The sequence below is a fragment of the Methanosarcina horonobensis HB-1 = JCM 15518 genome (assembly GCF_000970285.1).
GTDB classification, from domain to species: Archaea; Halobacteriota; Methanosarcinia; order Methanosarcinales; family Methanosarcinaceae; genus Methanosarcina; species Methanosarcina horonobensis.
Genome location: NZ_CP009516.1, coordinates 502,870 through 526,164 on the forward strand (window position 1 = coordinate 502,870; position 23,295 = coordinate 526,164).

Annotated in this window: 24 protein-coding genes; 15 read left to right on the plus strand and 9 right to left on the minus strand. The window is 41.1% G+C overall.

Going from position 1 to position 23,295, the window contains the following annotated elements; genetic code table 11:
* Positions 1-49 precede the first annotated feature (49 nt).
* The 7 genes from MSHOH_RS02155 to MSHOH_RS02185 all read left to right on the plus strand — a co-directional run bounded on the left by MSHOH_RS02155 (position 50) and on the right by MSHOH_RS02185 (position 4,853).
* A complete protein-coding gene (locus MSHOH_RS02155; protein WP_048136978.1) occupies positions 50-421 on the plus strand; it encodes a NifB/NifX family molybdenum-iron cluster-binding protein in 372 nt (123 codons plus the stop codon).
* Between the two features lie 114 nt (positions 422-535).
* The gene (locus MSHOH_RS02160; RefSeq protein ID WP_048136980.1) at positions 536-901 is read left to right on the plus strand and encodes a NifB/NifX family molybdenum-iron cluster-binding protein; all 366 of its coding nucleotides are present in this window, start codon (positions 536-538) and stop codon (positions 899-901) included.
* Positions 902-942: 41 nt separating this feature from the next.
* Complete coding sequence (locus MSHOH_RS02165) at positions 943-1,797, plus strand: ATP-binding protein (RefSeq protein WP_048136982.1); 855 nt, start codon at positions 943-945, stop codon at positions 1,795-1,797.
* Entirely contained in the window at positions 1,794-2,726 is a 933-nt protein-coding gene (locus MSHOH_RS02170; RefSeq protein WP_048136984.1) for a nucleotide-binding protein, read from the plus strand. Before MSHOH_RS02165 ends, MSHOH_RS02170 begins: the two co-directional genes overlap by 4 nt.
* A 204-nt stretch (positions 2,727-2,930) precedes the next feature.
* On the plus strand, positions 2,931-3,626 hold the full coding sequence (locus MSHOH_RS02175) for a DUF169 domain-containing protein (protein ID WP_048136986.1): 696 nt from the start codon (positions 2,931-2,933) through the stop codon (positions 3,624-3,626).
* A gap of 191 nt (positions 3,627-3,817) precedes the next feature.
* Positions 3,818-4,351 (plus strand): DUF1847 domain-containing protein, encoded by a 534-nt coding sequence (locus tag MSHOH_RS02180; RefSeq protein ID WP_048136988.1) that lies wholly within the window; start codon positions 3,818-3,820, stop codon positions 4,349-4,351.
* Between the two features lie 49 nt (positions 4,352-4,400).
* On the plus strand, positions 4,401-4,853 hold the full coding sequence (locus MSHOH_RS02185) for a DUF1284 domain-containing protein (protein ID WP_048136990.1): 453 nt from the start codon (positions 4,401-4,403) through the stop codon (positions 4,851-4,853).
* 60 nt (positions 4,854-4,913) lie between these two features.
* Here the strand turns inward: MSHOH_RS02185 and hdrB are convergent, their stop codons facing one another.
* From hdrB to npdG, 3 genes are all read right to left on the minus strand, one after another.
* Positions 4,914-5,816, minus strand: a complete 903-nt coding sequence (hdrB, locus tag MSHOH_RS02190; RefSeq protein WP_048136992.1) for a CoB--CoM heterodisulfide reductase subunit B — start codon at positions 5,814-5,816, stop codon at positions 4,914-4,916.
* Between the two features lie 13 nt (positions 5,817-5,829).
* On the minus strand, positions 5,830-6,315 hold the full coding sequence (gene hdrC / locus MSHOH_RS02195) for a CoB--CoM heterodisulfide reductase subunit C (RefSeq protein WP_048136994.1): 486 nt from the start codon (positions 6,313-6,315) through the stop codon (positions 5,830-5,832).
* 641 nt (positions 6,316-6,956) lie between these two features.
* Positions 6,957-7,664, minus strand: coding sequence for an NADPH-dependent F420 reductase (gene npdG, locus MSHOH_RS02200; protein WP_052730671.1), 708 nt, complete (start codon positions 7,662-7,664; stop codon positions 6,957-6,959).
* A 348-nt stretch (positions 7,665-8,012) separates the two neighbouring features.
* On the opposite strand from npdG, the gene MSHOH_RS02205 reads away from it, so the two are divergent.
* Complete coding sequence (locus tag MSHOH_RS02205) at positions 8,013-9,863, plus strand: S8 family peptidase (RefSeq protein WP_239451164.1); 1,851 nt, start codon at positions 8,013-8,015, stop codon at positions 9,861-9,863.
* Positions 9,864-9,957: 94 nt separating this feature from the next.
* On the opposite strand, the gene MSHOH_RS02210 is transcribed toward MSHOH_RS02205, so the two are convergent.
* Complete coding sequence (locus MSHOH_RS02210) at positions 9,958-10,497, minus strand: DUF2284 domain-containing protein (protein WP_048137000.1); 540 nt, start codon at positions 10,495-10,497, stop codon at positions 9,958-9,960.
* Between the two features lie 517 nt (positions 10,498-11,014).
* Entirely contained in the window at positions 11,015-11,701 is a 687-nt protein-coding gene (locus MSHOH_RS02215) for a hypothetical protein (protein WP_048137002.1), read from the minus strand.
* Positions 11,702-12,031: 330 nt separating this feature from the next.
* On the opposite strand from MSHOH_RS02215, the gene MSHOH_RS02220 reads away from it, so the two are divergent.
* Entirely contained in the window at positions 12,032-13,234 is a 1,203-nt protein-coding gene (locus MSHOH_RS02220) for a M24 family metallopeptidase (protein ID WP_048143040.1), read from the plus strand.
* 164 nt (positions 13,235-13,398) lie between these two features.
* On the opposite strand, the gene MSHOH_RS02225 is transcribed toward MSHOH_RS02220, so the two are convergent.
* The 3 genes from MSHOH_RS02225 to MSHOH_RS24950 all read right to left on the minus strand — a co-directional run bounded on the left by MSHOH_RS02225 (position 13,399) and on the right by MSHOH_RS24950 (position 14,611).
* The gene (locus MSHOH_RS02225; protein WP_239451165.1) at positions 13,399-13,926 is read right to left on the minus strand and encodes a winged helix-turn-helix transcriptional regulator; all 528 of its coding nucleotides are present in this window, start codon (positions 13,924-13,926) and stop codon (positions 13,399-13,401) included.
* Between the two features lie 223 nt (positions 13,927-14,149).
* Entirely contained in the window at positions 14,150-14,365 is a 216-nt protein-coding gene (locus tag MSHOH_RS24945; protein ID WP_239451166.1) for a hypothetical protein, read from the minus strand.
* A 105-nt stretch (positions 14,366-14,470) separates the two neighbouring features.
* Complete coding sequence (locus MSHOH_RS24950; RefSeq protein ID WP_158024022.1) at positions 14,471-14,611, minus strand: hypothetical protein; 141 nt, start codon at positions 14,609-14,611, stop codon at positions 14,471-14,473.
* A gap of 368 nt (positions 14,612-14,979) precedes the next feature.
* Here MSHOH_RS24950 and MSHOH_RS02235 point away from each other — a divergent pair, with 368 nt between their 5' ends.
* From MSHOH_RS02235 to MSHOH_RS02245, 4 genes are all read left to right on the plus strand, one after another.
* Positions 14,980-16,146: a chymotrypsin family serine protease gene (locus MSHOH_RS02235; RefSeq protein ID WP_048137006.1), complete on the plus strand. Its 1,167-nt coding sequence runs from the start codon at positions 14,980-14,982 to the stop codon at positions 16,144-16,146.
* 424 nt (positions 16,147-16,570) lie between these two features.
* Positions 16,571-18,874 carry a DUF3160 domain-containing protein gene (locus MSHOH_RS02240; protein ID WP_239451167.1) on the plus strand — a complete coding sequence of 768 codons (2,304 nt, stop codon included), beginning with the start codon at positions 16,571-16,573 and terminating at the stop codon, positions 18,872-18,874.
* Between the two features lie 95 nt (positions 18,875-18,969).
* Positions 18,970-19,362: a hypothetical protein gene (locus MSHOH_RS24955; protein WP_239451168.1), complete on the plus strand. Its 393-nt coding sequence runs from the start codon at positions 18,970-18,972 to the stop codon at positions 19,360-19,362.
* Complete coding sequence (locus MSHOH_RS02245) at positions 19,338-20,147, plus strand: outer membrane lipoprotein-sorting protein (RefSeq protein ID WP_239451347.1); 810 nt, start codon at positions 19,338-19,340, stop codon at positions 20,145-20,147. Before MSHOH_RS24955 ends, MSHOH_RS02245 begins: the two co-directional genes overlap by 25 nt.
* 143 nt (positions 20,148-20,290) lie before the next feature.
* Here MSHOH_RS02245 and MSHOH_RS24185 read toward each other — a convergent pair whose 3' ends face one another.
* Positions 20,291-20,434: a hypothetical protein gene (locus MSHOH_RS24185; RefSeq protein WP_162197580.1), complete on the minus strand. Its 144-nt coding sequence runs from the start codon at positions 20,432-20,434 to the stop codon at positions 20,291-20,293.
* A 312-nt stretch (positions 20,435-20,746) separates the two neighbouring features.
* Here MSHOH_RS24185 and MSHOH_RS02255 point away from each other — a divergent pair, with 312 nt between their 5' ends.
* Positions 20,747-22,054, plus strand: a complete 1,308-nt coding sequence (locus MSHOH_RS02255; protein WP_048137010.1) for a COG1361 S-layer family protein — start codon at positions 20,747-20,749, stop codon at positions 22,052-22,054.
* Positions 22,055-22,070: 16 nt separating this feature from the next.
* Entirely contained in the window at positions 22,071-23,294 is a 1,224-nt protein-coding gene (locus tag MSHOH_RS02260) for an ABC transporter permease (protein ID WP_048143044.1), read from the plus strand.
* Position 23,295 lies beyond the last annotated feature (1 nt).

The following is a 23,295-nucleotide window of genomic DNA, read 5'->3' on the forward strand; positions in this document are numbered from 1 at the left end:
CAGATGAATGCTCAATTGAGAGTCAGTAGATTACATAGGAGCATAAAATATGAAAATCTGCATAAGTGCCTGTGGAAAGGACCCTGATTCTGAAGTAGACCCTCAATTCGGGAGATGCAATTATTTCGTAATTATTGATCCGGATGCAGGTTCAGTAACATCAATCAAAAATCCAGGCTCAGAAGCTTCCAGTGGTGCGGGAATCAGGGCAGCAGAGGCAGTTGCGGGTGCAGGGATAGATACGCTCTTAACTGGAAGTGTGGGACCGAATTCCTTCTCTGTACTCTTTGAAGCAGGGATTGAAATCTACTCTGGAATCAGAAACACAGTCTCCTTTGCCCTTCGAGAGTATCAATCCGGAAAACTTCCCATTCTTAAGAGCCCGAACGTTTCCAATTATAACGGTATGAATAAGGTTTGAATTAAAGGTTCAAACTGAAAATTAAATCTTTCAAATATACAAAATTTTTTAGTAGTATTTCATTTTTTAGTAGTATTTCATGCGAAGTAACTGTAAAAATAAAAGGTGATCTGTATGAAAGTATGTGTACCCACAAGAGATAACAACGGCATGGAAGGGGCTGTAGAACAACACTTCGGAAAAGCTCCTACTTATACTATTCTGGATACTGATAGTGGAGAAGTTTCCGTGATCCCTAATACCAGCGATCACATGGGTGGAACAGACCTGCCACCTGAGTTACTTTACAAGAATGGTGTGGAAATTATGCTTTGTTCAGGACTGGGGTATAGAGCTGTCAAGATTTTCGAATCCTATGGAATCGATGTTTTCGTAGGAGCAAGAGGTACGGTTCAGGACACGATAGAAGCCTGGAAAGCAGGTCAGCTCAATAATGCCAGTGCCGAGAATACCTGTGCGGAACACGACCACCATCACTGAGATAGCTTCTTAATTTGTGTGCATAGCAGAAGGCACAGTTCATGAGAATTGCAATCGCAAGCGGCAAAGGCGGTACCGGAAAAACTACAGTTGCAGTGAACCTTGCCCTTGCTCTCGAAGACGTGCAGCTTCTTGACTGTGACGTGGAAGAGCCTAATTGCAACCTGTTTCTTGGGTTTGAACTGGAGCCCGTAGAAGAAGTGAACTGTCTGGTTCCTGAGATAGATCCTGATAGGTGTACACTATGCAGGAACTGTGCTAGTTTTTGCAAGTATAATGCTCTGGTTTCCCTTCCCAAAAAAATCCTTTCATTTCCTTCCCTTTGCCACGGCTGTGGTGGCTGTAGCCTTGTCTGTCCGGCAGGAGCTATAGAAGAAAAGCCCGAGCCTATCGGAGTTATCAAAAAAGCGCCCTGTGGATCTCCTCTTACATTTCTGTGCGGTACTCTGAACATAGGGAAAGCCATGGCAACGCCTGTAATAAGATCGCTTCAGAATCATATCGATGAGAGCAAACCTGTAATCATCGATTCCCCTCCGGGGACGGCATGTCCTGTCCTTGAAGTTATGGAATGTGCAGATTATTGTGTGCTTGTAACAGAGTCCACACCTTTTGGTTTTCATGACTTCCTTCTTGCTCTGGAGGCTGCAAAAGCTCTTAATGTTCCCGTAGGAGTTGTTCTTAACCGGGATGGGCTTGGGGATTCAAGGGTGGAAGATTTTTGCAGGGCTGAAGGGATACCTGTTCTTCTCCGCATTCCTGATGATAGAACAATTGCCAGGCTCTATTCGGAAGGCATTCCCTTTGTTAAGGAAATGCCTGAATGGAAAAAGAAATTCGAACACATGTTCGGAACCATAAAAGGACTGGCTTGCAAAAATACGGGGGTACAATGAGGCAGCTGGCTATTATTAGCGGAAAAGGTGGTTGCGGAAAGACCACTCTTACAGCTGCCTTTTCATCTCTCTCGGAAAATGCCGCACTTGCGGACTGCGATGTTGATGCATCTGATCTGCCTCTTATCCTTAAGCCTCAGGTAATTAATAGAGAGAATTGTCCGGGACTCGAGCTTGCATCCATTGACCCGAATCTCTGTACCGGTTGTAGTATTTGCCGGGAGGTGTGCAGATTTGGAGCAGTCCTTGAAAACTTCACAATAAACCCGTATGGCTGCGAAGGCTGTGCAGTCTGTACTGTCGCCTGTCCTGAAAATGCGGTATCTTTAGTACCTAGAGTTTCAGGGCAGGCAGTTTCCTCCATAACCCGTTTCGGGCCGATGGCTCATGCAAAACTGGATATCGGAGAGGAGGCAAGTGGAAAACTTGTGAATATGGTTAGAAAAAAAGCAGCAGAACTTGCAGATCAATATTGCTGCAAACTTATTCTTATTGACGGCCCTCCAGGTACCGGCTGCCCGGTTATGGCAGCAATTACCGGAACTGACCTTGTCCTTGTAGTCAGCGAACCCACTGTTTCAGGACTCCATGACCTGAAACGGGCAGTCGAGCTTACCGCTCATTTCAAAATCCCTACTGTTGCCTGCATTAACAGATATGATATCAACAAAAAAAAGAGCCTTGAAATTGAGGCTTTTTGCAGGGAAGCCGGAATTCCTCTTCTTGCCTGTTTACCTTATACGGACATAACTACAAAGGCAATGGTAAAGGAAGAAACCGTGATCGAATATGCCGCTCACTGGATGGATTCCGGGGCTGTGGAATTCGCAAACATTGTCCGTAAGCTCTGGGAAGAGATCGAAATGAGGCTTTCAGAGTCTTTCGAAAAAGAAACGTGTTCAAGAGCTCTCAAAATCAGGAAATCTTAGCCTTCTCGAATAATAGGAAATCAAAAGTTAGAAAGTTAAATAATATGGCAGCTGTTAATTAGTATAGCAGTTTCTTCTTTTTACATTGCTTGTAAATTGTAGATGATTGAGCAATAATTTGGTAGTGAGTTCAATAAATAGTGAATTCAATAGTAACGAGTTCAAAAGTTAACGAATTTAATAGATAGTTGGTGAGGGAAGAACATGGATTATAATCAGCTTGCAGAGAAACTGGTCAAGTTCCTTGACCTTAAGTGTGAACCGGTAGCAGTCAAAGTTATTAAAAAAGGAGAGCCCATACCCGAAGGGTATCACGAACCCGATAAAAACCTCAGACACTGCCAGTCAATTATGAGAGCCAGGAAAGGGGAGTCTTTCGTAATTCCTGCAGATAAACATGCCTGCGTAGTAGGCGCCTCAAGCCTCGGGATTATTCCTACACCTGAAAAGGTAGCCTCAGGGGAGTTCCACTACAACCTGGGAATGTTTGACAGCGTGGAAGCTGCAGCCGCAATGATATCACAGCGTCCGGCTTTTGAACCCGAAAGCAGGACTGCAACCGTTGTAGGGCCTTTGAAGGATGCAAAAGTCGAGCCTGATGTGGTTGTTCTTGTGGACAAACCGGAAACTATTTACTGGATCATCCCTGCAAGTACCTACCATAAAGGTGGAAGGGTTAACTTTAGCAGCGCAGCTTTCCAGGCAACCTGTGCCGACACAACTATCCTGCCAAGCCTGACAGGAGAAATAAATGTTTCTTTAGGTTGCTTCGGATGCAGGAAAGCTACTGATATAGAAAACAATGAAATGCTTATAGGTATTCCTTTCAACAAGCTTGAAGAAATCGTTAATGCTCTTGAAAAACTCTATGAAGGTCCTATGCCGAAAGCAAGGAAATAACTTCCGGAGTTTTTAATTTTTTCTTATTTCTCAAACGAGAGTTTTTCTTTTCTCGTTAAGTTTTTTTAATCAGGTCTGCTCGTTATGAGTTCTACCAGTACATTTCTTATTTTCATGGAAATATTTATACCTGCAAAGTTTATTTATGATTGTAATACCTATGCATATTAAAAGCTCCGTGGAGAAAAAGTGTGCAGTGCGCGTTGTGCAGGAATAAGGAATGCCTTACAGGCAAAAACTGCTCCGTTATAAAATCGGGACTTGGTTATAATGGCGAGAATCTTAAGTCAATCCAGATTTCCGCCTGGCTTGAATCGGACCCTGTAAAGAGAACAAAGCTAGAGGAAATTGCAATTTACTCAAAAAGGCTTGGGTACAGAAAGATAGGAATTGCTTTCTGTATAGAGCATGAGAGGGAAGCCAGGCTGGTCTATGACATCCTCTCAAGATACTTTGAGGTATTTTCGGTTTGCTGCAAGGTTTGCAGTATTGAAAAAGAGAGCCTGAACATCAAAAAAACCGGTGACCTGGAGTTTGAGGCAGCTTGCAATCCTATCGGGCAGGCGCTGCTTCTTAATGATGATCGAACTGACCTGAATATTATGCTCGGCCTTAAAACAGGCTACGACATACTATTCTCTAAATATTCTGAAGCCCCTTCAATAACACTTCCTCTTCTGGAACTTCCCTATCAAGGGGATTCAGAAATTGATTTTATAGAATAAACTTCGTATCTGGTTTTTAATTTGTGATATTCAAGCCCCGGAGAAATGCATGTCAGAAAAATCCAAATCCAAATCGGAAACTGATTCTGAACACGACTCTCAACTAATAAAGATCAGGGCTCATCACCTTTGCTGTATTCAGGGGTTCCAGGGGTATGGATACAGTCCTGCCTTTGTTGCCAATATGCGGGCTGTGATTTCGGATCTTGAAGCTCTTCCTTCCAGACTTCTTAAACTTGTAACCGAGTGTGATGCAATCTGTATTTCCTGCCCCAGCAAAAGGGAATGCACTATTCAGGAATCTGTCCTTTCGCGCAGGATCAGACAGATGGATCTTACTGTTCTGGAAAAACTAAAGATAGAAGATGGAACTTTTGTAAAAGCAGATGAAGCTTTCAGGCTCATAAATTCCAAACTTAATAACGCTTCTGATATTGAAGAGGTCTGTGGAACCTGCAAGTGGAGGCAAAAATGCCTCTGGTACATGCAGGCCGGCAGATAAGAATATGGCAGGAAGGCGAGAATCCAAAATATTTTCTTTCGGCCTTACTTTCCTGTGATTTCACCTTAAACCTGCACTTATCTCATAGATTTTTGCAAGAAACTCGATGTTCTGAACTGCGTTCTGCTCTATTCCCAGCTGGTCCGGGGAAAAGCCGAGAGCAAGGCCAAGGAGCTGGGAGTAATGGAGAACCGGGATAGAGTAGTCTGTTTCGAATTTCTCATTGACGGCAAGCTGCCCCCTGTCAAACTGAAGATGGCAGAAAGGACAGGCATTAACTATACAGTCCACTTCTGCTTTCCGGATGCAGGCAAGTTTATGTTCAAGCATTTCCAGGGATTCGGCAGCGTACCCTGAACGGACTCCTCCTCCTGCTCCGCAGCACATCATTTTGTCTGTGTAATCCACACTTTTTGCGCCGGTGGCTTCAACCAGTTCATCAAAGAATACAGGTGATTCCGTTTCTCCGAGATTCCTGTCCTTTGAAGGTTTGATCAGATGACATCCATAGTGCAGGGCTACTTTCAGGTCAAGTGGAGTTGTAATGTAACCTTTGAGTTTTTCAGGTCCGAGTTCCCTGTATAGAAATTCGATTATGTGTCTTACCTCGGCAGTCCCTTTAAACTCCATACCTATTCCTTTGAGACAGCTGTTTGTACAGGCTTTCATTTCAGGATCTTTTTTAAGTTCCATATTTGCATCTGCCAGAGAGCCATAACAGCCGTTGCAAACTGTCAGGATATCTCTATCCATTCTTTCCGAGAGGACTATATTCCGGCTGGCAAGGGCAAGCCATGTTGCTTTATCAAAAGACTTGAACACTCCCGGGGCAGGGCAGCAGGAAGCTCCGGGAAGGTCTGAAGCATCGATTTCAAGTCTCTCCAGGCAGAGTTTAGTTGCTTTCTCAATTCCCGGGTAGCGGTTGGGTACGATACAGCCAAGAAACAGCGATAATTTGTTCATTATTTCTGCCTCCTTATTTTTCAGCCGTCAGTTCATCGAATTTACAGGTTTTGAGGAGAGCTTTCAGCTCTTCAAGGGCTTCAGGATATTTCTGGACGGTCTCTGGTATGGGATCCAGCCCGAGTTCTTCCCTCTTTTTCTTTGTTTCTTCATCAAGGGGAACTGCATGTCCGCATTCAAGAACCATTTCCGAAACACGGCGGTGCTCGGGACGCATAAACCCTTGCCTGACAGCCAGTCTCCTGAGCTCAAGAAGGGCATCTGTAATTGGTATTCCGCGCGGGCAGCGCTCCTGGCAGGTATAGCAGGTTGTACAGAGCCACAGATCGTCGTCTGACAGAACAGCAGGTCTGTTCTTGCGTGCATCCCTAATTATTCTCCGGGTATTGAGCCCGGTATGCCGTCCCGAAGGACAGCTGCCTGTGCATGTACCGCAGTGCATGCAGGAAAGTACATCAAGCCCTGCAGCTTTTAACACTTTTAGCAGTTCTTCACTCATACAGGTTCACTGTCTGGTTTTGATATTGATTCTTCCGTTTTAGAAAAAGTAAAGTATAATCGAAAGAAGCATGTCGGATAAAACCCTGCGTTTAAGGGCAGAATATGATGGCAGAGTTTCTGATTTTTCAGAATGGATAACTTACTTCCATCGGATTTTTCCAGATAGTTTTTCAGTTAGATTCTTTAATGATGAACTCTTTACTAAAATAATTCTTCACTAAACGAATCCTTTATTAATTCTTTATTGTATGTTCGTATTACTCTTATGATATTTAACATGAGCTAATCTACTGGGTTAAAATTCGGATCAAAGGTAATTACAAATAAGGGTAATTACAAATTCTGATAGCTCTTTAGAAATCTTTTGAAAACAAAGATCTGATTCCTTCAGAGATCTGATGTCTTCAGGGGTGAAACTAACTCTATTTTTTGTTTTGCATCTCTATAGTTTAGTGACCTGTTTAATGACCTGGAGCAAAAGTTTTTTTTCTCTTCCGTATAACTCTCGTTTCTTAATTATATGTCTGATCTTATATATAAGATAAGTCATTTTGAGTAAATCCAACACCCCAGAAGTTTATTTTTCCCTGCAATCTTTTTCCAGATGTACGTTCTTCCGACCCTTTTAATCTGATATTTTCAGGAGAAGTTTATTCCGAGGTCTTTAAGCCCATTCAGTTTTGCAAGATTGATGAGCAACGGTGTCAGAGATTCCATTGTACTTGCCTGTTTAAGAGGGCCTCCGTCAAGGGGTTTGAGGCATCCCATATGCCTTGTAAGTTCCATCACAAGCTCCTTTGCTTTTGCATCGTCACTGCAAACAAGTGCATCGTGCACGGCTTTGCATTTAACAACATCTCTGAGTTTCCCTGCAGGGATGTTATGGAAGGCGGCAACAACTCTGGTGGACTCCGGGACATTTTTCTGAATTGCAAGGGCTGCTGAACCCTCTGCAGGAGGCCTGTATGCCATAAAGCTTCCTTCTTTTACCATCGGAACAACAGGCGAAATAACGATCTTATTCTCCAGAGCCTCTTTTATTTCTTCTAGCAAAGGCAGAACGTGGTCAAAACGAATCGTGAGTATTATTACTTCGGCTGCCTGTGAGGCTTCAAGGTTGCCCATGCCGTTAATTGTCATTCTGGATGTATCGAACCCGCAGTTTTCAAGTTCTGATAATGCTTTTTTTGCGGCTTCATCCGCAGTTTCCAGAGATCTGGACCCAATAATTATCTCATTCTTCACACCTTCAGGCATAAGGTTTTGAAGGGCAAGCCTTAACACCATTCCTTCTCCTATATTACCGGTTCCTCCAAGAACAGCTATTTTCAGCTTTTCAGAATTCAATTTGAACAAGACCTCCAGTTTGCTATGTCTTTCCATAACATATGTCAGGAAGTTAATATATCTTCTGTCTTCAATCATTAAATTATAATATTTAATGTTATAGCAAAATTATTTTGTTCAGTTTTAATGCTTTTTTCATGTTTTTGAAAAACAAAAATATTCAGATGCTACTGTTTAATCCTTTTGCTTTCGTTTTAACTGCTGTAAAAATTGATAGAAATATTTATAATGTATCTCGTTATATGTTAAAATAAATTAATTCCGTTTAAGTATTGCTTCATGAATTACTTCGCATATACCTGTGTCCTGTTTACAGCGTTGAGTACTACATAATCACTATTGGGGGTAGTGTATCTGGGGAGTTACACCACAAGAGTATTGTACCTGTTGACTTTGACCGCAGTCTTTACAGGCTTGTTTTCTTCTACCAGTTTTATGGTATATGGAGAAAAGGGATTTACAGGATCTGAACATGAAATTTCTGATTCTCAACTTTCAGGGTCTGCTCTATCAGACTTAGAACTACTTTACTCAGATTCATCTATTCTAATGTACTCAAACTCATCTGTTTTGAAACCCGTGGAGAAAGATTCTGGAACTATCTTTAAAGAAACAATAGAAAACCAGGAAGAAACAGAAGAGAACCTGACTGCATATATCCGTCTTTTTCCCGACACAGATAAAGAAGTCCTGACCTCCTGCGCCACAGTTAAAGAGTGGGATGAAGACTCCGGTACTGATGCAGTAAGTGTCAAGCTGGAATCACTTGAGACAGTATCCTCCCTTAAAGGGGTGTGTTCAGTCCAGCCGGCTATTTCTCCTATTATTAGAAAAATAGACAGAGGAGAAAAAGGGCTTTTTTCTTCAAGGAATTTCCGGAAACCTGATAGTTTTACTGGATCTGGAGTTAAAATAGGAATAATTTCTGATGGTGTAGAAGATATATCCGAAGCCGTAGCACTTGGAGCTCTCCCTGAAGATGTGCATATACTTTCCCCAGGAAAAGGAACTGAGGGTACAGTAATACTCGAAGTAGTCCATGAGGTATCTCCGGGTGCAGAACTGTACTTTCATAGCGCAGGCGATAACAAGCTTGAGTTTAACAGAGCTGTTGATGCTCTTATTGCCGAAGGCTGCCAGATTATCTGTGATGATGTGGGATGGCCCGACGAACCTTTCTTCGAGGACGGAATTGTAGCTTCTCATGTCAGAGAAGTTATAGAAGATCAGGGTATTCTGTATGTAAGTGCAGCAGGTAACGATGCAGGACGACATTACCAGGGAATGTTTTTTGACAACGGATCGGGCTGGCATGATTTCAGTTCAGGAACCAGCACTTCCAGAAACATTTACATAGATATCCCTCAAGGGGAGAAGACGACTGTAGTCCTCCAGTGGAATGATTCTTGGAACAGTTCCGAAAACGATTATGATCTCTACCTCTATGACCTCTTCAGTGGGAAAGAACTTGCCGCAAGTAAAAAGGTTCAGAGCGGTACAGGTACCCCTCTTGAATATGTCAAGTACACCAACACGGAAGAAACCTTAAAGAAAGTCAGTGTTTCCGTCAAAAAACATTCCGGAAAAGATAGGATACTGGAAGTTTACATTTATGCGAACTCTTCAGTAAAAATCCATCCTGATAACCTTGTTGAGGAGGACTCTGTCTTCGGGCATCCTGCCGTCCCGGAGGTTATTTGCGTTGGAGCTGTTGATTCGGGAAATCCACAAATTACAGGTATAGCATCCTATTCTTCGCGCGGTCCTGTAAGCATTTACTATCCCGAGTACGAGCTCAGGAACAAGATAGATTTCAGTGGGCCAGGTAGTGTGAGAGTTTCAGGCACAAATGGGATGGACAGCCTCTTTGCAGGTACAAGCGCTTCTGCTCCCTCTGTTGCAGGGATTTGTGCTCTTGTCTGGAGCATACATCCTGAGAAGAACAGCAGTGAAATCCGTGAAATTCTGTGCTCTTCAGCCGAAGACCTTGGAGAACCAGGTTATGATACTGTCTTCGGGTATGGTTCGGTCAATAGTAACACAGTCTACCTTCTTGAAAACCTTTATACAGGCAGCAGCTTATCATCGGAAAAATCCGGAATTTCACCCGCGGGAGCAAAAGGGATATTTACACTGAAAATTTCCGTGCCCCTTGAACAGATCTGCTACGTGGCAAAATTACCCTCCGGGGAAAAGTAAAAGTGTTCCTTTGATGACTTCTTATGGAACAGACAGTTACCTCGGCTTTAATTTCCTGTTTTGAAGTTTTAATTCCGGCTTTCCCGGTCATACTTCACTCTAACAACAGAATCCCGACACATGAGGTCTTTTCCGGTTTGCAGAATTCAAGAACAAGTCCTGCTTCTTCCATTGCTTTCTGGACATTTATTCCAACAGCCTCGGGTGCAAAGCGCCTCATTTCAGGCTTTATGCATTTTTCAAGGTTGCAGATCTCACATTCATTGCAGGAGCCGGGTCTCAGGAGGTGTGCAAAGGTAAAGCCTTCCCTGAAAGCTTCCTGTTCAAGCTCTAACATCTTATGAAAGGAATCCTTCCGAAGCCCTGACCAGGCTTCAAGAACGTCCTGAATTCCTGATGTGTCATATTCGTCTACAAGGAGAAGGGCACTGCTGTACTCCCTTATGACTTTCCTGAACTCATCAATCGACATGACATAGGGAGGGCAGCTCAACCTCTTTCCATAACCTCTGCATCCGTAAGCACACTTCAATGCAATCCTATTCTCAATAGGAATATCTCCTGCTTTCAAAAAATAAGCCTTAATTCCCATTTCCGATGCCTTTTCAACAAGGTCCTCATATTTCCCAAGCATGATAACCCCTTTTCAAGCCCTGTCTACTTTGTTTCTGTTTATTTTACTTTTTGTTTCCTTTTAATTTGTCTCCCTTCTAATTATTTTTTCTGTTTTAGAAAAAAATGGGACTTACAATGTAATGATATTTCTTTCATCTTTTTACAGGGTAAATCTGAAAATCAAGTACTCTTACATATCTATTCATTAGTTTCTGTTAATCTCATTTTATGGATACATTTTCTATAGATTTAGAAAAATGGGAGATAAACCTGAAAAACTTACAAAAACTTCTGGAAAAATAGTGATAGTGGTAGAACAACCACTATCAAATGCGAAGGTTACATGTCAACTGCACTTAATTCTAAATTTGCACGTATAGGGTTATAATGCAAAAACATCCCATTGGCTGATTAATGAAATAATCAGGTTAAATCTCTAAACAAGTGGCATGAACCTTTATACTATCTAAATCATGATATTTACGATATGTTTCTAGCGCTTACTTGCTTTCGAAGCACATAAGTTCTATCCGTTTTCAGGCGGCTGGTCTCCAGAAGCCGGGGAAGTAATGTGGTTTATAGCTTATCTTCGATATAGTTTTCTTCTGTGTCGTCCCTGTCCAGAAACCTGGTATATAACGAGTTTTGCTCTCTATCCTTGAACTTTCCTTCGTTGTTCTCCAGAACCCTGGAATGTAGCGAGGTTTGTAGCCAGTTCTTGATGGGACTTTTTTTATTGTTATTCCTTTCCAGGATCCAGGGATATATCTGGGTTTACTCTCAACCTTCGGACTTTCCGTAACTGGACTCCAGAAGCCGGGAGTATAGCGAGGCTTATAGCTGAGCTTCGATATCTTCTTTTTCTCTGTTATTCCTTTCCAGAAACCAGGGATATATCTAGGCTTACTCTCCGGAGCCGGTTTCCAGAATCCCGGAATATAACGAGGTTTATAAATGATCTTAGATAACTTCTTTTTCTCTACGGTTCCTTTCCAGGAGCCGGGAGTATACCTGGGTTTACTTTCTGCTGCTGGTTTCCAGAATCCGGGGACATACCGGGGTTTGTAGCCAGTGTTCGATATAACTTTCTTCTGCGCTGTACCTTTCCAGGAACCTGGAATATAATGGGGCTTACTCTCTACTTTTGGAGATTTATTGACCTTTATCTCTGTTTTCTTAGCTGTGTTATCAGCCTTTGGTTTTACTATCTGTTCCTTAACCAAGATGCCGACCTCATAATATAATTTACTTTCTTTGACTATTAAATAGCATGTAAAAACATTAAATGCGTCAAATAACGCACTTAATAAGCTAGAATATGCTCTTAGACATATAAATAAATATTTAACAGTTTCTGTCGGCTTCCTGGCTATACTCAGAGTAATTTTCTGGCCAATGAATTTGATTTTGATTTAATTGAGTTCATACAGACAATATATTATTGCTAAAAAATGTCATTAAAAAAGGCATTTTTTTTATAATTTCTGCTAAACTGGCTATTGTGGGTTACACTTCTATAATTGAGGGCAGATAAACCTAATAAAGGGATTCCCATGATTAAGAAAATACCTTTAACCGAATTGAAAAACCGTATGAGATGCTTCAGAAAACAGATGGACTTATCAAACCCTGATTGGGAAATCGCTGTTATCTTTAGCAAAATCAATCTTTATTACTTTACCGGCACCATGCAGGACGGAATGTTAATCATTCCCAGGAACGAAGAGGCGACATTATGGGTGCGGCGCAGTTATGAAAGAGCGGTGGACGAATCATTGTTTTCCAGTATAGAACCAATGAACAGTTTCCGTGATGCTATCGGGAGTGTAAGTAAAGCAAGCAAGCTTCCGGATACGGTATATCTGGAAACTGAAGTAGTCCCTCTGGCTTTATATCAAAGGTTTCAAAAATATTTCCCCTTTAAGAACGTTAAACCCGTTGATGCTCAGATTTGCGCTATCAGAGCAGTAAAAAGTGAGTATGAACTGTCTTTGCTGCGGGAAGCCGGCAGGATCCATCAGCATGTTCTTGAGAACCTTGTACCCGGGATGTTGCGGGAAGGAATGAGTGAAGCTGACCTGTCAACTGAGCTGTTTTCAGTTCTTGTAGAGAAAGGGCACCACGGAGCATGTCGTTTTGGCATGTTCGATACGGAGATGATCCTGGGAAATGTCTGTTTCGGGGAAAGCTCCATTTATCCGACTTACTTTAACGGACCCGGCGGAAAGTTCGGGTTGTGCCCAGCAGCACCCGTGCTCGGAAGCAGGGATCGGAAATTAAGAAAAGGTGACCTTGTCTTTGTTGACGTCGGATGCGGAGTTGACGGTTACCACACGGACAAGACAACAACGTACATGTTTGGATCTTCCCTCCCGCAGTATGCGATAGACATCCACAATAAATGTGTGGATATACAGAATGAAGCTGCATCAATGCTGAAATCCGGAAATACTCCTTCCCAAATCTATGATGCCATAATGAATAGACTCGATAAGGAATTCCTGCAAAACTTCATGGGCTTCGGCAACCGTAAAGTTAAATTCCTCGGGCATGGAGTCGGCTTATTAATCGATGAAACTCCTGTAATTGCCGAAGGATTTGATGAGCCCTTGCAGGAAGGAATGGTATTTGCCCTCGAACCTAAAAAAGGAATTGAAAATATCGGTATGGTCGGAATCGAAAACACCTTCATAGTAACTGCTGAAGGTGGAGATTGCATTACAGGAGATAATCCGGGTTTGATTCCTGTATATTGATTATTACATACTGAATAAAAGCCAGGGTTTAATAGCTAATAGAAAATTGATAAGTGAGAAAGTACAGTTCTTAAGAACAAAGTATGGATTGCTTTGATAGTTGCTATCTCTCTTTGCAGCTATCTAATTTCTTTTTTAACACAGAAAGAAAACCGTCTCATGCTTTATGTTTTAAGCCATTTTAGTAGATCTGGTTCCACAGCAGGGTTTATAATATATTTTGTGAACTTCCATTCTGCTTCGGAAATAATAATATCGTCTTCCCGTAACTTTTTTATATGCCAGTGAGTAGTACTTTTGTCTAAACTCAGCTTTTCTGAGATTTCCTGATTTGTAATCCCAGGATTTTCCAGAATATTAAGAAGTATTTGTTTTCTTGTATCGCCTTTAAGATGTGCTATCATTATTTTTTCGTTGTTTGTTAAAACATAGGAATTTTGAAAAGCTCTTGTGAACTTTCCTCCACTCATTAAAGTCAATTTCTCTTCACCTTTGAGTGCCTTCAGCTGATACCTCACAGATCCCCGGCTAATATTCAGGCCTTTTGAAATTTCGGATGGTGTGCATCCCGGCTTGTTCAGCACGTAATTAATAATTTCCTTTCTCTTTTTATATTTATTTATGTTCTTTATCTGGCCCAGGACTATTGGAACCAGTTTAAAAAAAGAAATAAAAGCAATCAGATATCCCACGATGTAAGCTATCTTGAATGATAAAGGGAATTCCCAGAAGGTAAGAGTCCTATCCGCCCCGCTCATATCGACGGTATCGCCCAGCTTTTCGAGCTCTTCATCAGGTGGGCAGGGACCAACAGTATATCCTCCAGCATCTGCACTAGCTGTGCCTACGGTACTCAAAACGAGAATAAAAAGTAAGCTCGCCTTCCACATAATTTGATTAATTCAATTTCTATATTCAGATTGTATAATCTTCTGTCCCGGTTACCTTGTACCCGTATACTTCATACTTCCAGGTTCCTGGTTCAATTCCGTTTGGATTTTGAATATTCAGGCGAATCCTGCCGTCAGTTGTGCCGTCTGCATTGTCGTAGTAAGGACCTAACACTGAGCCACTAGGTGTGTATATCTTAAGCCGAAGCGAATTAGTTTGGTATCCCCAGTTAAGGTCCACAACCAGAAGGGTTATGCTGCTACTTACAGTTTTTTCATGCAGGTTTGTCTCTCCCTGCCTGATCGTATCATATATTGTCTGGATACCAGTATCCCCGTCAACTGTCTAGGTTTCAGTGTCAGTTACAGGTGTTACGGTATAGTTGCTTGAGATTTCTTCTTTATCTATATTCTCAGTTGTTGCTGCTGCAGTGGAAGATAAAAAAAGCAAAGTTGTCAACATAATCAAAAATATCTTTCTTGACATTGTTAGCCCTCTTTTTAATACTTGTCAAGATAGTTTACTTAAATTTTATGACCAAATCGTCCAACTGACAATTTAATAGCCCTATAAATCTCCAAAAAACTCGGATTTAGGTTCACCTATACTCTCAGTTGGATGATTTGGCCACAAATTAATTATAAGAGTAAATTCATGAAAAAAATGAACATTAAAAAGATGTTTAGTGGAGCTCAAATTCTCTCTGGAAAAGTCTATTTGAACCCCACGTCGCCCGGAGGCATGAGTTAGTGTTAGCCTTGCAATTATTTAAGGCTTGCTTGATCCGCCTCCTGGGAAATAAACAGGAGTGATTGTGACAATGAAGAAGAAATATTGGAATAGGAATATTGTTTTTGACAATATTCCTGATGAGCACGGCCTTTGTGCCGGTGGCGAGTGCCGAAATATTATCTGAAGATGCTATTGATATAGCAGTTGCAGAGCCAGGACTAATTACATCAGAGGAGCTAAACTCGATAATCAAACAGATTCCTCCAACAGATTCCCATATCCTGGAAAAAATGAGTGAAAATGAGGGCGCTTTAAGAACGTATGGCAAAGTTCCTGAAATTACAACAGGTACTGAAGTTTACAAATGGCTTAATACGTTGGATTGTATCAGGGTTAACCTGAATGAGAGCAATGAAATGAAGCCATACTTTTACCCTGCAGGCCCACTTGTAGCATACGGTACACATGCAGACGGTTATTTTTGGATTATTGTCGACGAAAGGTATGATATTAAAAACGAGGATTTTGATGCCATTGTCGATCTAATAAATAAACAAGCAATAAAACTAAACATTAAAGATGTGCCAATTGTTTTTTCTACTGGCACCCCAATAAATATTACTTCTGCTTCCATTAATCAAGTTTCAACAAGTTCTGTAGACCCGTACCTTGTTTATCGTCGCCCTATTACAGGAGGGATAGCGCTTACTATAGTTAATGGGGGTTCTGGAGCTGACGGGACTATAGGATTTGCTGCTAAAAGAAATAGTGATAATGCCAATGGATATGTAACTACTGGACATACATCTTGGTTCCAAACGGGCTTACCATCATACCAGCCAATATACGGCTCTGGAAATCAGGCTGGAACAGTTTCAAAAATCGGTACAAATACTGATGCAGCTTTTGTACCATATAGTAATGTTGCGGCTCGAATACATACCGGTGGAGGAAATTTTGTGAACGTAGATGGTTACTATTCGGGCGGAATTTCAGGCATGACTCTTACAAAATCTGGAAGAGCAAGTGGATCTGTGACAGGACAATACATCGGAGTTTTGACAGGTCAGACCATTGGTGGGCATTATATGGATAAAATAGAATTAATGACTACAACATGCACAAGTGGAGATAGCGGTGGACCTGTATATGCTTATTATAATGGGAATTATAAGATCGTTGGAATAATATGTGGATGGACGACAGTAAATCAATCTATACCAGCCACTGTTTATATTCCATGCGGGGAAGTAACGTCTAAGCTCGGTGTAACTCCTCTTACAGCATAAACTTTAAGACGTAAATATTTGCGTCTTTTTCATTTTTAAAGAATTTCCGCGAGGAAAATCGGCAAATAAGTTGTACGTTTGTGTACGTCTGCGGAGTTTGGATAGAAGATATCAATCGGATCTCAGAAACTGAGTTTAGAGTAAGTATAATAGTTTTCTTTCAGTGACTCTGTAGAAAACCTACCTAAGTCAGTTTCAGGAGGACGAAAATAACTAAGTAAAAATGAATCCGACCATTCAGTTAAAATTAATGGAGATTCATTGTATCAGAGGATTTCTACAGAGCCCTTTCAGTCGCAATAATTAAAAATCTGCAGTTATTTGTGTTTTTTTATTTTTTAATTGTTTCTGAATTTGCCTGCATAAGTTAAAAATGGAGGGACTTTACCTGAAAATCAGAACATTGATAGTTATCTGCCTGCTTATGGTGTCACTGATACCTGGGTCGGGCTGCATTGACAGTAGTAGCGAACCAGTCAAAGAAGCCAAACTGGATGAAGTAACAGACAGTCAGGACACTTCATCCAATGCTACAGTAGAAACTGCTCATGAGGAAAACTTCTCGGAAGAAAGCAAAGCTATCATTGAGTCTGAAAAAAAAAGCTCTTTTTTCGGATATTACAGTAAAAAAAGCCTACAGTTTGAGGCAGATGTTCCTCCTTATTCTTTACCTCTAAAAGCTTCTGAAATTGCAAATTATGAATATTTCTCCCAGAAAATTCCCCTGACAAACGACAGCAGGAATTTACTGTACAAAAATGGATTCGTTGTAATTGAAAGTGGAGCAGCCGGAGGACTGTTCGAAGCAGAGCCTGTGAGAGTAAACGAAACTTACAAGGATCTAAAAATGGCTGGCGTTCCTATCTTCATCACGACGGATTCTCTTCTTCATCTTTATCACATCCAGTTTGATGAAACTTTAAAACGGGTCGAAGAAAAGGAATTTTACGACATCCTTTGGAAACTTGATAAAGCTCTCCTTGAAGCCTCCATCGAGGATTATAACAGGTCGGTAGAGAATAAAGCTTCTGACGAAGTAGTAGAAGCTGCTAGAAGAAATGTTGCCTACTTTGCCGTAGCTTTGAGCCTACTTGAACCGAAACCAGAGCAGATAGAAGAAAAACTGGTAATTCCAGGGAAGAATTTCGATTCTCAGGATGCAAAACAATACAGTGTTGGAATCCCCTCATTTGTAAAAGATGATGTAGAGGCCGAAATACGCCTGATAGAGGCTCGAGAAGGTTCTGCACTTTCTCCGATTTTCAATTACGATGAAGATTACTCTCAGTACGCCCCACGGGGACACTATACATCTTCTGAGAAATTGAAGAACTACTTTAAGGCCATGATGTGGCACGGTAGAATAAGTCTGCTACTTCAACCGGACATGATTACTGCAAAAGAATTAACGACGGAATATTCGGTTACAGAAAAGTCAGCTGCGGAAAAATCTGAAAAGCAGGCCAGAATTCAGACCATTCAGGCCCTTTTGATTTCTGACCATTTTGACAGGGACAAAAACCTTCAGGCTGAATGGGACAGAATCTATGACGTGACAGCTTTCTATGTCGGTTTTTCCGACGACCTCGGGCCTTATGAATATGCAAAAGCTCTGGATACTGTCTTTGGGAATGATAGAGAAGAACCAAGCTTGGATAGAGAAAACCTTACAGCACTGAAGACCGAGCTGGAAAGATATGAAAGCCCGAAAATCTATGGAGGTACCGGAGAAATAATTCCAGTAGGTTCAGAAACTGAAAACAAAACTCTTGAGGCCACGAAAGGGTTCAGGTTCATGGGGCAACGCTACACTCCAGACTCTTATATTCTACAGAAACTCTATCCTCCAGCCCTGAACATCATGGATCTCCTCGGTTCTGAAAGAGCCAGAAAACACCTGAAAAACCTGAATGTTTCCGAAAACGAAGAATACAAAATGCACTATCTATCTCTGGAAAATGAATTTGGAGCTCTTGATGAAGATGACTGGAATAAAAACCTTTACTGGGCCCAACTATACGCCTTAAAGCCTCTCCTTGTAAGTTATCCAGAGGGCTATCCTACCTTTATGCAGACCGAAGCCTGGGAAGATAAACAGCTGAATGCGGCTCTTGCTTCCTGGACCGAACTCAGGCACGATACTATTCTCTATTCAAAGCAGGCCTATTTCACAAGTGCATTCTATAATCTGGAAGAAAAGCCTGTTCAAGGATATGTGGAGCCAGTACCTGAATTCTATGCCAGGATGCTTGCCCTTACAAAAATGGCACACAGCGGGCTGGCGGAAATGAAGGTGCTTGATGAGCAGTCGGATAAAGATTTTACAACTCTTGAAAGCACCCTTGAAAAGCTGATGGAAATCTCGGTTAAAGAGCTTGAAAACAAAGAGCTGACAGATGAAGAGTACGAATTCATCAAAAATTTCGAACAAAATATAGCCCCGATGCTTGAGAACGTGGAAGAGGACGCCCAGAGCTCTGTCATGGTCGCCGATGTCTATACAGATGGGGAAGGGAGGGTTTTGGAAGAAGGAACCGGAAAACTGGACCTGATAGTAATAGCTTATAAACAGCCTGATGGCAGGATTGTACTTGGAGCAGGTCCTGTAATGAGTTATTACGAATTCTGGCAGCCCTCAGGGGAAAGATTAACGGATGAAGAATGGAGAGAAATGCTAGAAAGTAATCCTCCTGGAAGGCCGGAATGGGTTAAATCCTTTAAGGTGTAAAAGACGCTATCTTGAATAGCTTGTCTTTTTTATCCATTTTTTTCTTTTTAAGAATCTGTTGAAATACAAAAAATACCTAAATTGGGGAAAAATAAATGAAGAATAGATTCAAAAGACATTTACTGCTCACCTTGTTCCTGATAACCTTCTCCATTTTTATTTCAGGTTGTGCAGAAGAGTCCGGTGCCGAAGAAGTTTCATCTAACATTCAACCCAGTGCTGAAGAAATTGTGTCTAACATGCAGATGGAAATGGACAGTCTCGAAGACTATTCTTTTACTATGTATGTAAATTCAACTTCAAGGCAGCAGAATCCAGAAGTGCATGAAATTATATGGAAAAAACCCGATTTAATGAAAATGACTATTTTAAGCCCGGATAAAGATACGGAAGTAATTATGGCATTGACGGAGATTTCCAATGGATCTATAATTCCGAATCCAGGACTGTTTTCAAAACGGAGATTTCTGATGATTTTAATGATTTGAAACTCTTCGAGCCTGATGTTTATGCTGAGTTTTTGAATGGTATTATTCTTAATGGGAAGCTACCTTCCCTCCTCGGGACCGAAAACATCGATGGGAATAACGCATATGTACTTGAGCTTACCCCTTCCGAGAAAAACGAATCGCTCCAATGGAAATCAAAAATATGGGTTGACGGAGAAAACTGGATGCTCATCAGGTGTGAACTGTATGACAATGAAGGGAATCCTTATCTTGAGATAGAAATCCGGGATGTGAAATTGAACGCTGGAATTCCAGACTCTGAATTTAAAGTTCCAGATGGCGCGCAGGTAAAAGTACTGGGATCGGAAGACTTCAAAAATGAAACCGAAAAAATGACGCTTGAAGAAGCAAAACAGTTTATTGATTTTGAAATACTCACTCCTGAATATCTTCCGGAGGGCTACGAATTTAATTATTCAATGGTCTCTTCCAGTAAGGATATGCCTTATTCGACTTTTGTCCATAGTGGTTTCAGCGTTTTTGCAGGGCAGCATTACGAAAAAATCACTCTCGTGTATACAAAAGGAGATAATGAAATACGTATCATTGAAGGCGTTTCTGAAAAAGGCTTACCTGAAATTCAGGATTTTGAAAATGAAGGAGAATATATTCAGGTAAATAACATGAACGGTACGATTTCTCCAATATTTGGTGGAAATATGAAAGCTCTGACTTGGCAAGATGAAGAGCTTGAAGTCACTATCATCTCCTCTCTTGATAAGGCAGAGCTGCTTAATATAGCAGAATCTTTTCCTGAAGCTTAATGAGTTCTCAAAAAAGAATGAGTAAAGATGAAGCTCAAAGCTTCATCCTTCAAATTTATTCTATTATTGTTCCTGTTTTCTTGCCATTTTCTTCTTTGCAAGCTTCTCAATAATTCCGAGGCTAACCTCGCTGCCACCTACGCTCAGTTTCCGTTGGCAACTGCGCTGTCAAGGAAGTGTTGTTCTGTCAGAATGCGGACAACAAGAGAGGTATGTCTTCCGGGTCCTGACTGTTTCTCGTGAGAAATCAGATAAAGAATGATTTTGCGGGTTTCTGATTTAACCACTCTATGGTGATGAAGAGGCGGTATTAGCCTAATTTTTGCTTTACTTTAAAAAGCTCCATGATAAAAAAGCTCATATATCTTAATCAGTAATTATCTTAATTATTAAGATACTTTTTGATTAAGAGGATATACCATGAAAAGAAGATCCCAAGGTGTAAGCACAGAAGTTCTCATCATTAAGATGCTTATAAAAAAAATTAGTAGTTTTGTAAAGTGCAACGAACATTTACGAAAAGTCTCAAAATTGATGATATTACTAAACAATCTGCGAGAAATCCCTCTCTGCATAAGTCACAGGGTGGGTGAACGGTCATGAATCTGTCGAGAATTTCAATTAAGATAGCAGTGGTTATGCTCATTGTTATCTCAAATATAAATGTGGTTAGTGCAGGGACTTATGAGCCATCACCAAATGCAAATTTTGAAATTCTCTCAGCTGAGGTTAGTCCGCAGCCGGCCAGACCCGGACAAGATATGTTTGTAAAAATCAATATTGAAAATTATGGAAGAAAACCTGCTGAAGGTATTGTTTTAGAGATAGAAGATAACTATCCATTTCATTTCAAATATTCAAATACAGAATACAATGTTTCAAAACATTATACTGAACCAATCACAGTTATTCCGAAGATTTCCGAATACGGTAACTATGAAGCATTTTATCATTTCACTGTCGACCCAAAAGCAAAATCCGGAGAATATGAGCTAACATTCAGGATCTCCAGTAACGAGAATAATGCAATATCCAGAATGAAAAATGGTGAGGCAGGCTATATAAAAAATATAAAAATTTATGTTGAAGGGAAACCTGATCTTGAAATTGAGTCCCTGTTATCCGATGAGGTTATCCAGCCGGGAGAAAATTTTAACTTGTCAGTTAAAGTGAACAGTGTAGGGACAGGAAATGCAAAAAATGCACGTATTAGTTTGGATCTGGATGAACTCCCGGAGATAGCCCCTCTGGATGACAACAGCAAATTTCTTTCTCTATTAGATGCGGGAAAGTCCGAGACTGTGAATTTCCATTTGCAGCTCAGTAAAGAGGCTGAGGCAAAAACATACAATATCCCGATTAGAGTATCTTTTACTGATGAAGCTGAACAGTTAAACCTCTCTACTATAGAAACAATAGGGTTTCTGTCCAGGGGCAGAGCAGAATTGAGTTTTGCTTCAATTAAAACTGACCCTGTTTTACCAAAAGAAGGAGATTCGGTCGAACTCACTCTGCGGGTGGAAAACCCGGGCACTGTATCTGCAAAATCAGTTCAGGTCTATGCGGATCATCCTTTCAGGGGAAACAAACAGTCATTCGTTGGAACATTAGAATCCAATGAAGACGGACCTGCTATCTTCACTTTTATCATCGATAAAGAGGGAAAGTATGAATTTCCTATCGCTATCACCTACAGTGACGATTTCGGAGATCACGAGTTAAAAACCAATGTAACTATTTATGCGTCAGAAGGCGGTTCAAACACTGGAAGCTCTATAGCTATTATATTTATACTTCTCATTATTGGCGGTCTTCTTTATCGCAACTCCCAAGCCGGAAAAGCAAAGGACAGGATTATTCGGTATTTGCACAAAGATCGCCACTCGGATAAAGAGAACACCAAATGACCGGAAGATGGTGAAAATGCTGAAGGATAATGTCAATGTCGGTTTTGTCAGTGCATCAACTTCCATCCGGAGAGGGAACAAAAAAACTACTATCTTCATTATTCTTGTTCTCACTCTCATTTACCTGAATCTCGTATTTCTGCCTTCGCTGACACAGGGCATGGTGTACACTTTCATATTACCTATTAGGGACTATGAATTCGGAGACATTGTTGTTGAGCCCACAGGAGATAACGCCTATATAAGCGATGTTGATAATGTTTTGTTAAAAATAGAAAGTATTGATGGAGTGGAAGGAGCCACAAAGAGACTGGGTACCGGAGGTTCGCTGCAATATCGGCAAAAGGTTGTTCCGAGCGCCAGAATTTTGGGAGTTATCCCCTCCGGTGAGGAAGCAGTATCCAAATATCCCGATATTGTGACCCAGGGAGAGTTCTTAGGTAAGCTCGCCAGGGATGAGATCATGCTTGGCGCCTCACTGGCAGGCATTGGCGAATCGTCAGAAACCCTCGATACTCTTGAAGGTGTTACTGTCGGTTCGATAATCACTGTAAGATATAGTAATGGTGTTGAGAGGGAATACAAAGTCAAAGGAATTCACGGTAAAGGGACTGGGGATATAGAAGCTAAAGATGTAACTGCATTAGTCCACTATCAAGAACTTGAGTCAGTCCTTAATATGTCCGGTGAAGGCAAAGCATCTTCTGTGATAGTAAAAACTGCTGTAGGAGAGGAAGACAGGGTTAAGGAAAAGATCATCACTGTTGGAGTAAAAGAATATGTATCCACATGGCAGGAAAAAATCGAAGTCTCTATCGATCAAGGTCTGCAAAGTATGAGAGTCATTGATCTGATGTCAACTGTAGTCGGTTTAATTGTGGGTGCTGCACTGATCTTTATCATCATTTACATTAATACGCTAAACAGAAAAAGAGAAATTGGCATACTAAAAGCTATTGGAATCAGTCCCGGATCAATAATTATTTCTTATTTTTTTATTAGTCTGTTTTATGTAATCTCCGGAGTTGGCCTGGGTCTGGTCTTATTTTTGGCCGTTGCCCTTTACTTACGGGCAAATCCTCTGATATTCTTCGAGACACTTGAACTGGCTCCGGAAATCAACATTTCGCTGCTGGCTCAAAGTGCATTTGCCATGATCTTCATGGGAATAGTGGCGGGATTCCTCCCTGCGTGGTTCGTTACAAGGCAGAAAATGTTGGATGCTATATGGGGCAAATAAT

What these genes read in the sequence shown, in the direction of transcription:
- MSHOH_RS02170 (WP_048136984.1), top strand. Translation starts at nt 1,794, where the DNA reads ATGAGGCAGCTGGCTATTATTAGCGGAAAAGGTGGTTGCGGAAAGACC.
- MSHOH_RS02255 (WP_048137010.1), top strand. Translation starts at nt 20,747, where the DNA reads ATGAATCTGTCGAGAATTTCAATTAAGATAGCAGTGGTTATGCTCATT.
- MSHOH_RS02165 (WP_048136982.1), top strand. Translation starts at nt 943, where the DNA reads ATGAGAATTGCAATCGCAAGCGGCAAAGGCGGTACCGGAAAAACTACA.
- MSHOH_RS02210 (WP_048137000.1), bottom strand. Translation starts at nt 10,497, where the DNA reads ATGCTTGGGAAATATGAGGACCTTGTTGAAAAGGCATCGGAAATGGGA.
- MSHOH_RS02155 (WP_048136978.1), top strand. Translation starts at nt 50, where the DNA reads ATGAAAATCTGCATAAGTGCCTGTGGAAAGGACCCTGATTCTGAAGTA.
- MSHOH_RS02175 (WP_048136986.1), top strand. Translation starts at nt 2,931, where the DNA reads ATGGATTATAATCAGCTTGCAGAGAAACTGGTCAAGTTCCTTGACCTT.
- MSHOH_RS02160 (WP_048136980.1), top strand. Translation starts at nt 536, where the DNA reads ATGAAAGTATGTGTACCCACAAGAGATAACAACGGCATGGAAGGGGCT.
- MSHOH_RS02220 (WP_048143040.1), top strand. Translation starts at nt 12,032, where the DNA reads ATGATTAAGAAAATACCTTTAACCGAATTGAAAAACCGTATGAGATGC.
- MSHOH_RS02240 (WP_239451167.1), top strand. Translation starts at nt 16,571, where the DNA reads ATGGTGTCACTGATACCTGGGTCGGGCTGCATTGACAGTAGTAGCGAA.
- hdrC (WP_048136994.1), bottom strand. Translation starts at nt 6,315, where the DNA reads ATGAGTGAAGAACTGCTAAAAGTGTTAAAAGCTGCAGGGCTTGATGTA.
- hdrB (WP_048136992.1), bottom strand. Translation starts at nt 5,816, where the DNA reads ATGAACAAATTATCGCTGTTTCTTGGCTGTATCGTACCCAACCGCTAC.
- MSHOH_RS24950 (WP_158024022.1), bottom strand. Translation starts at nt 14,611, where the DNA reads ATGTCAAGAAAGATATTTTTGATTATGTTGACAACTTTGCTTTTTTTA.
- MSHOH_RS02185 (WP_048136990.1), top strand. Translation starts at nt 4,401, where the DNA reads ATGTCAGAAAAATCCAAATCCAAATCGGAAACTGATTCTGAACACGAC.
- MSHOH_RS24955 (WP_239451168.1), top strand. Translation starts at nt 18,970, where the DNA reads ATGAAGAATAGATTCAAAAGACATTTACTGCTCACCTTGTTCCTGATA.
- MSHOH_RS02260 (WP_048143044.1), top strand. Translation starts at nt 22,071, where the DNA reads ATGCTGAAGGATAATGTCAATGTCGGTTTTGTCAGTGCATCAACTTCC.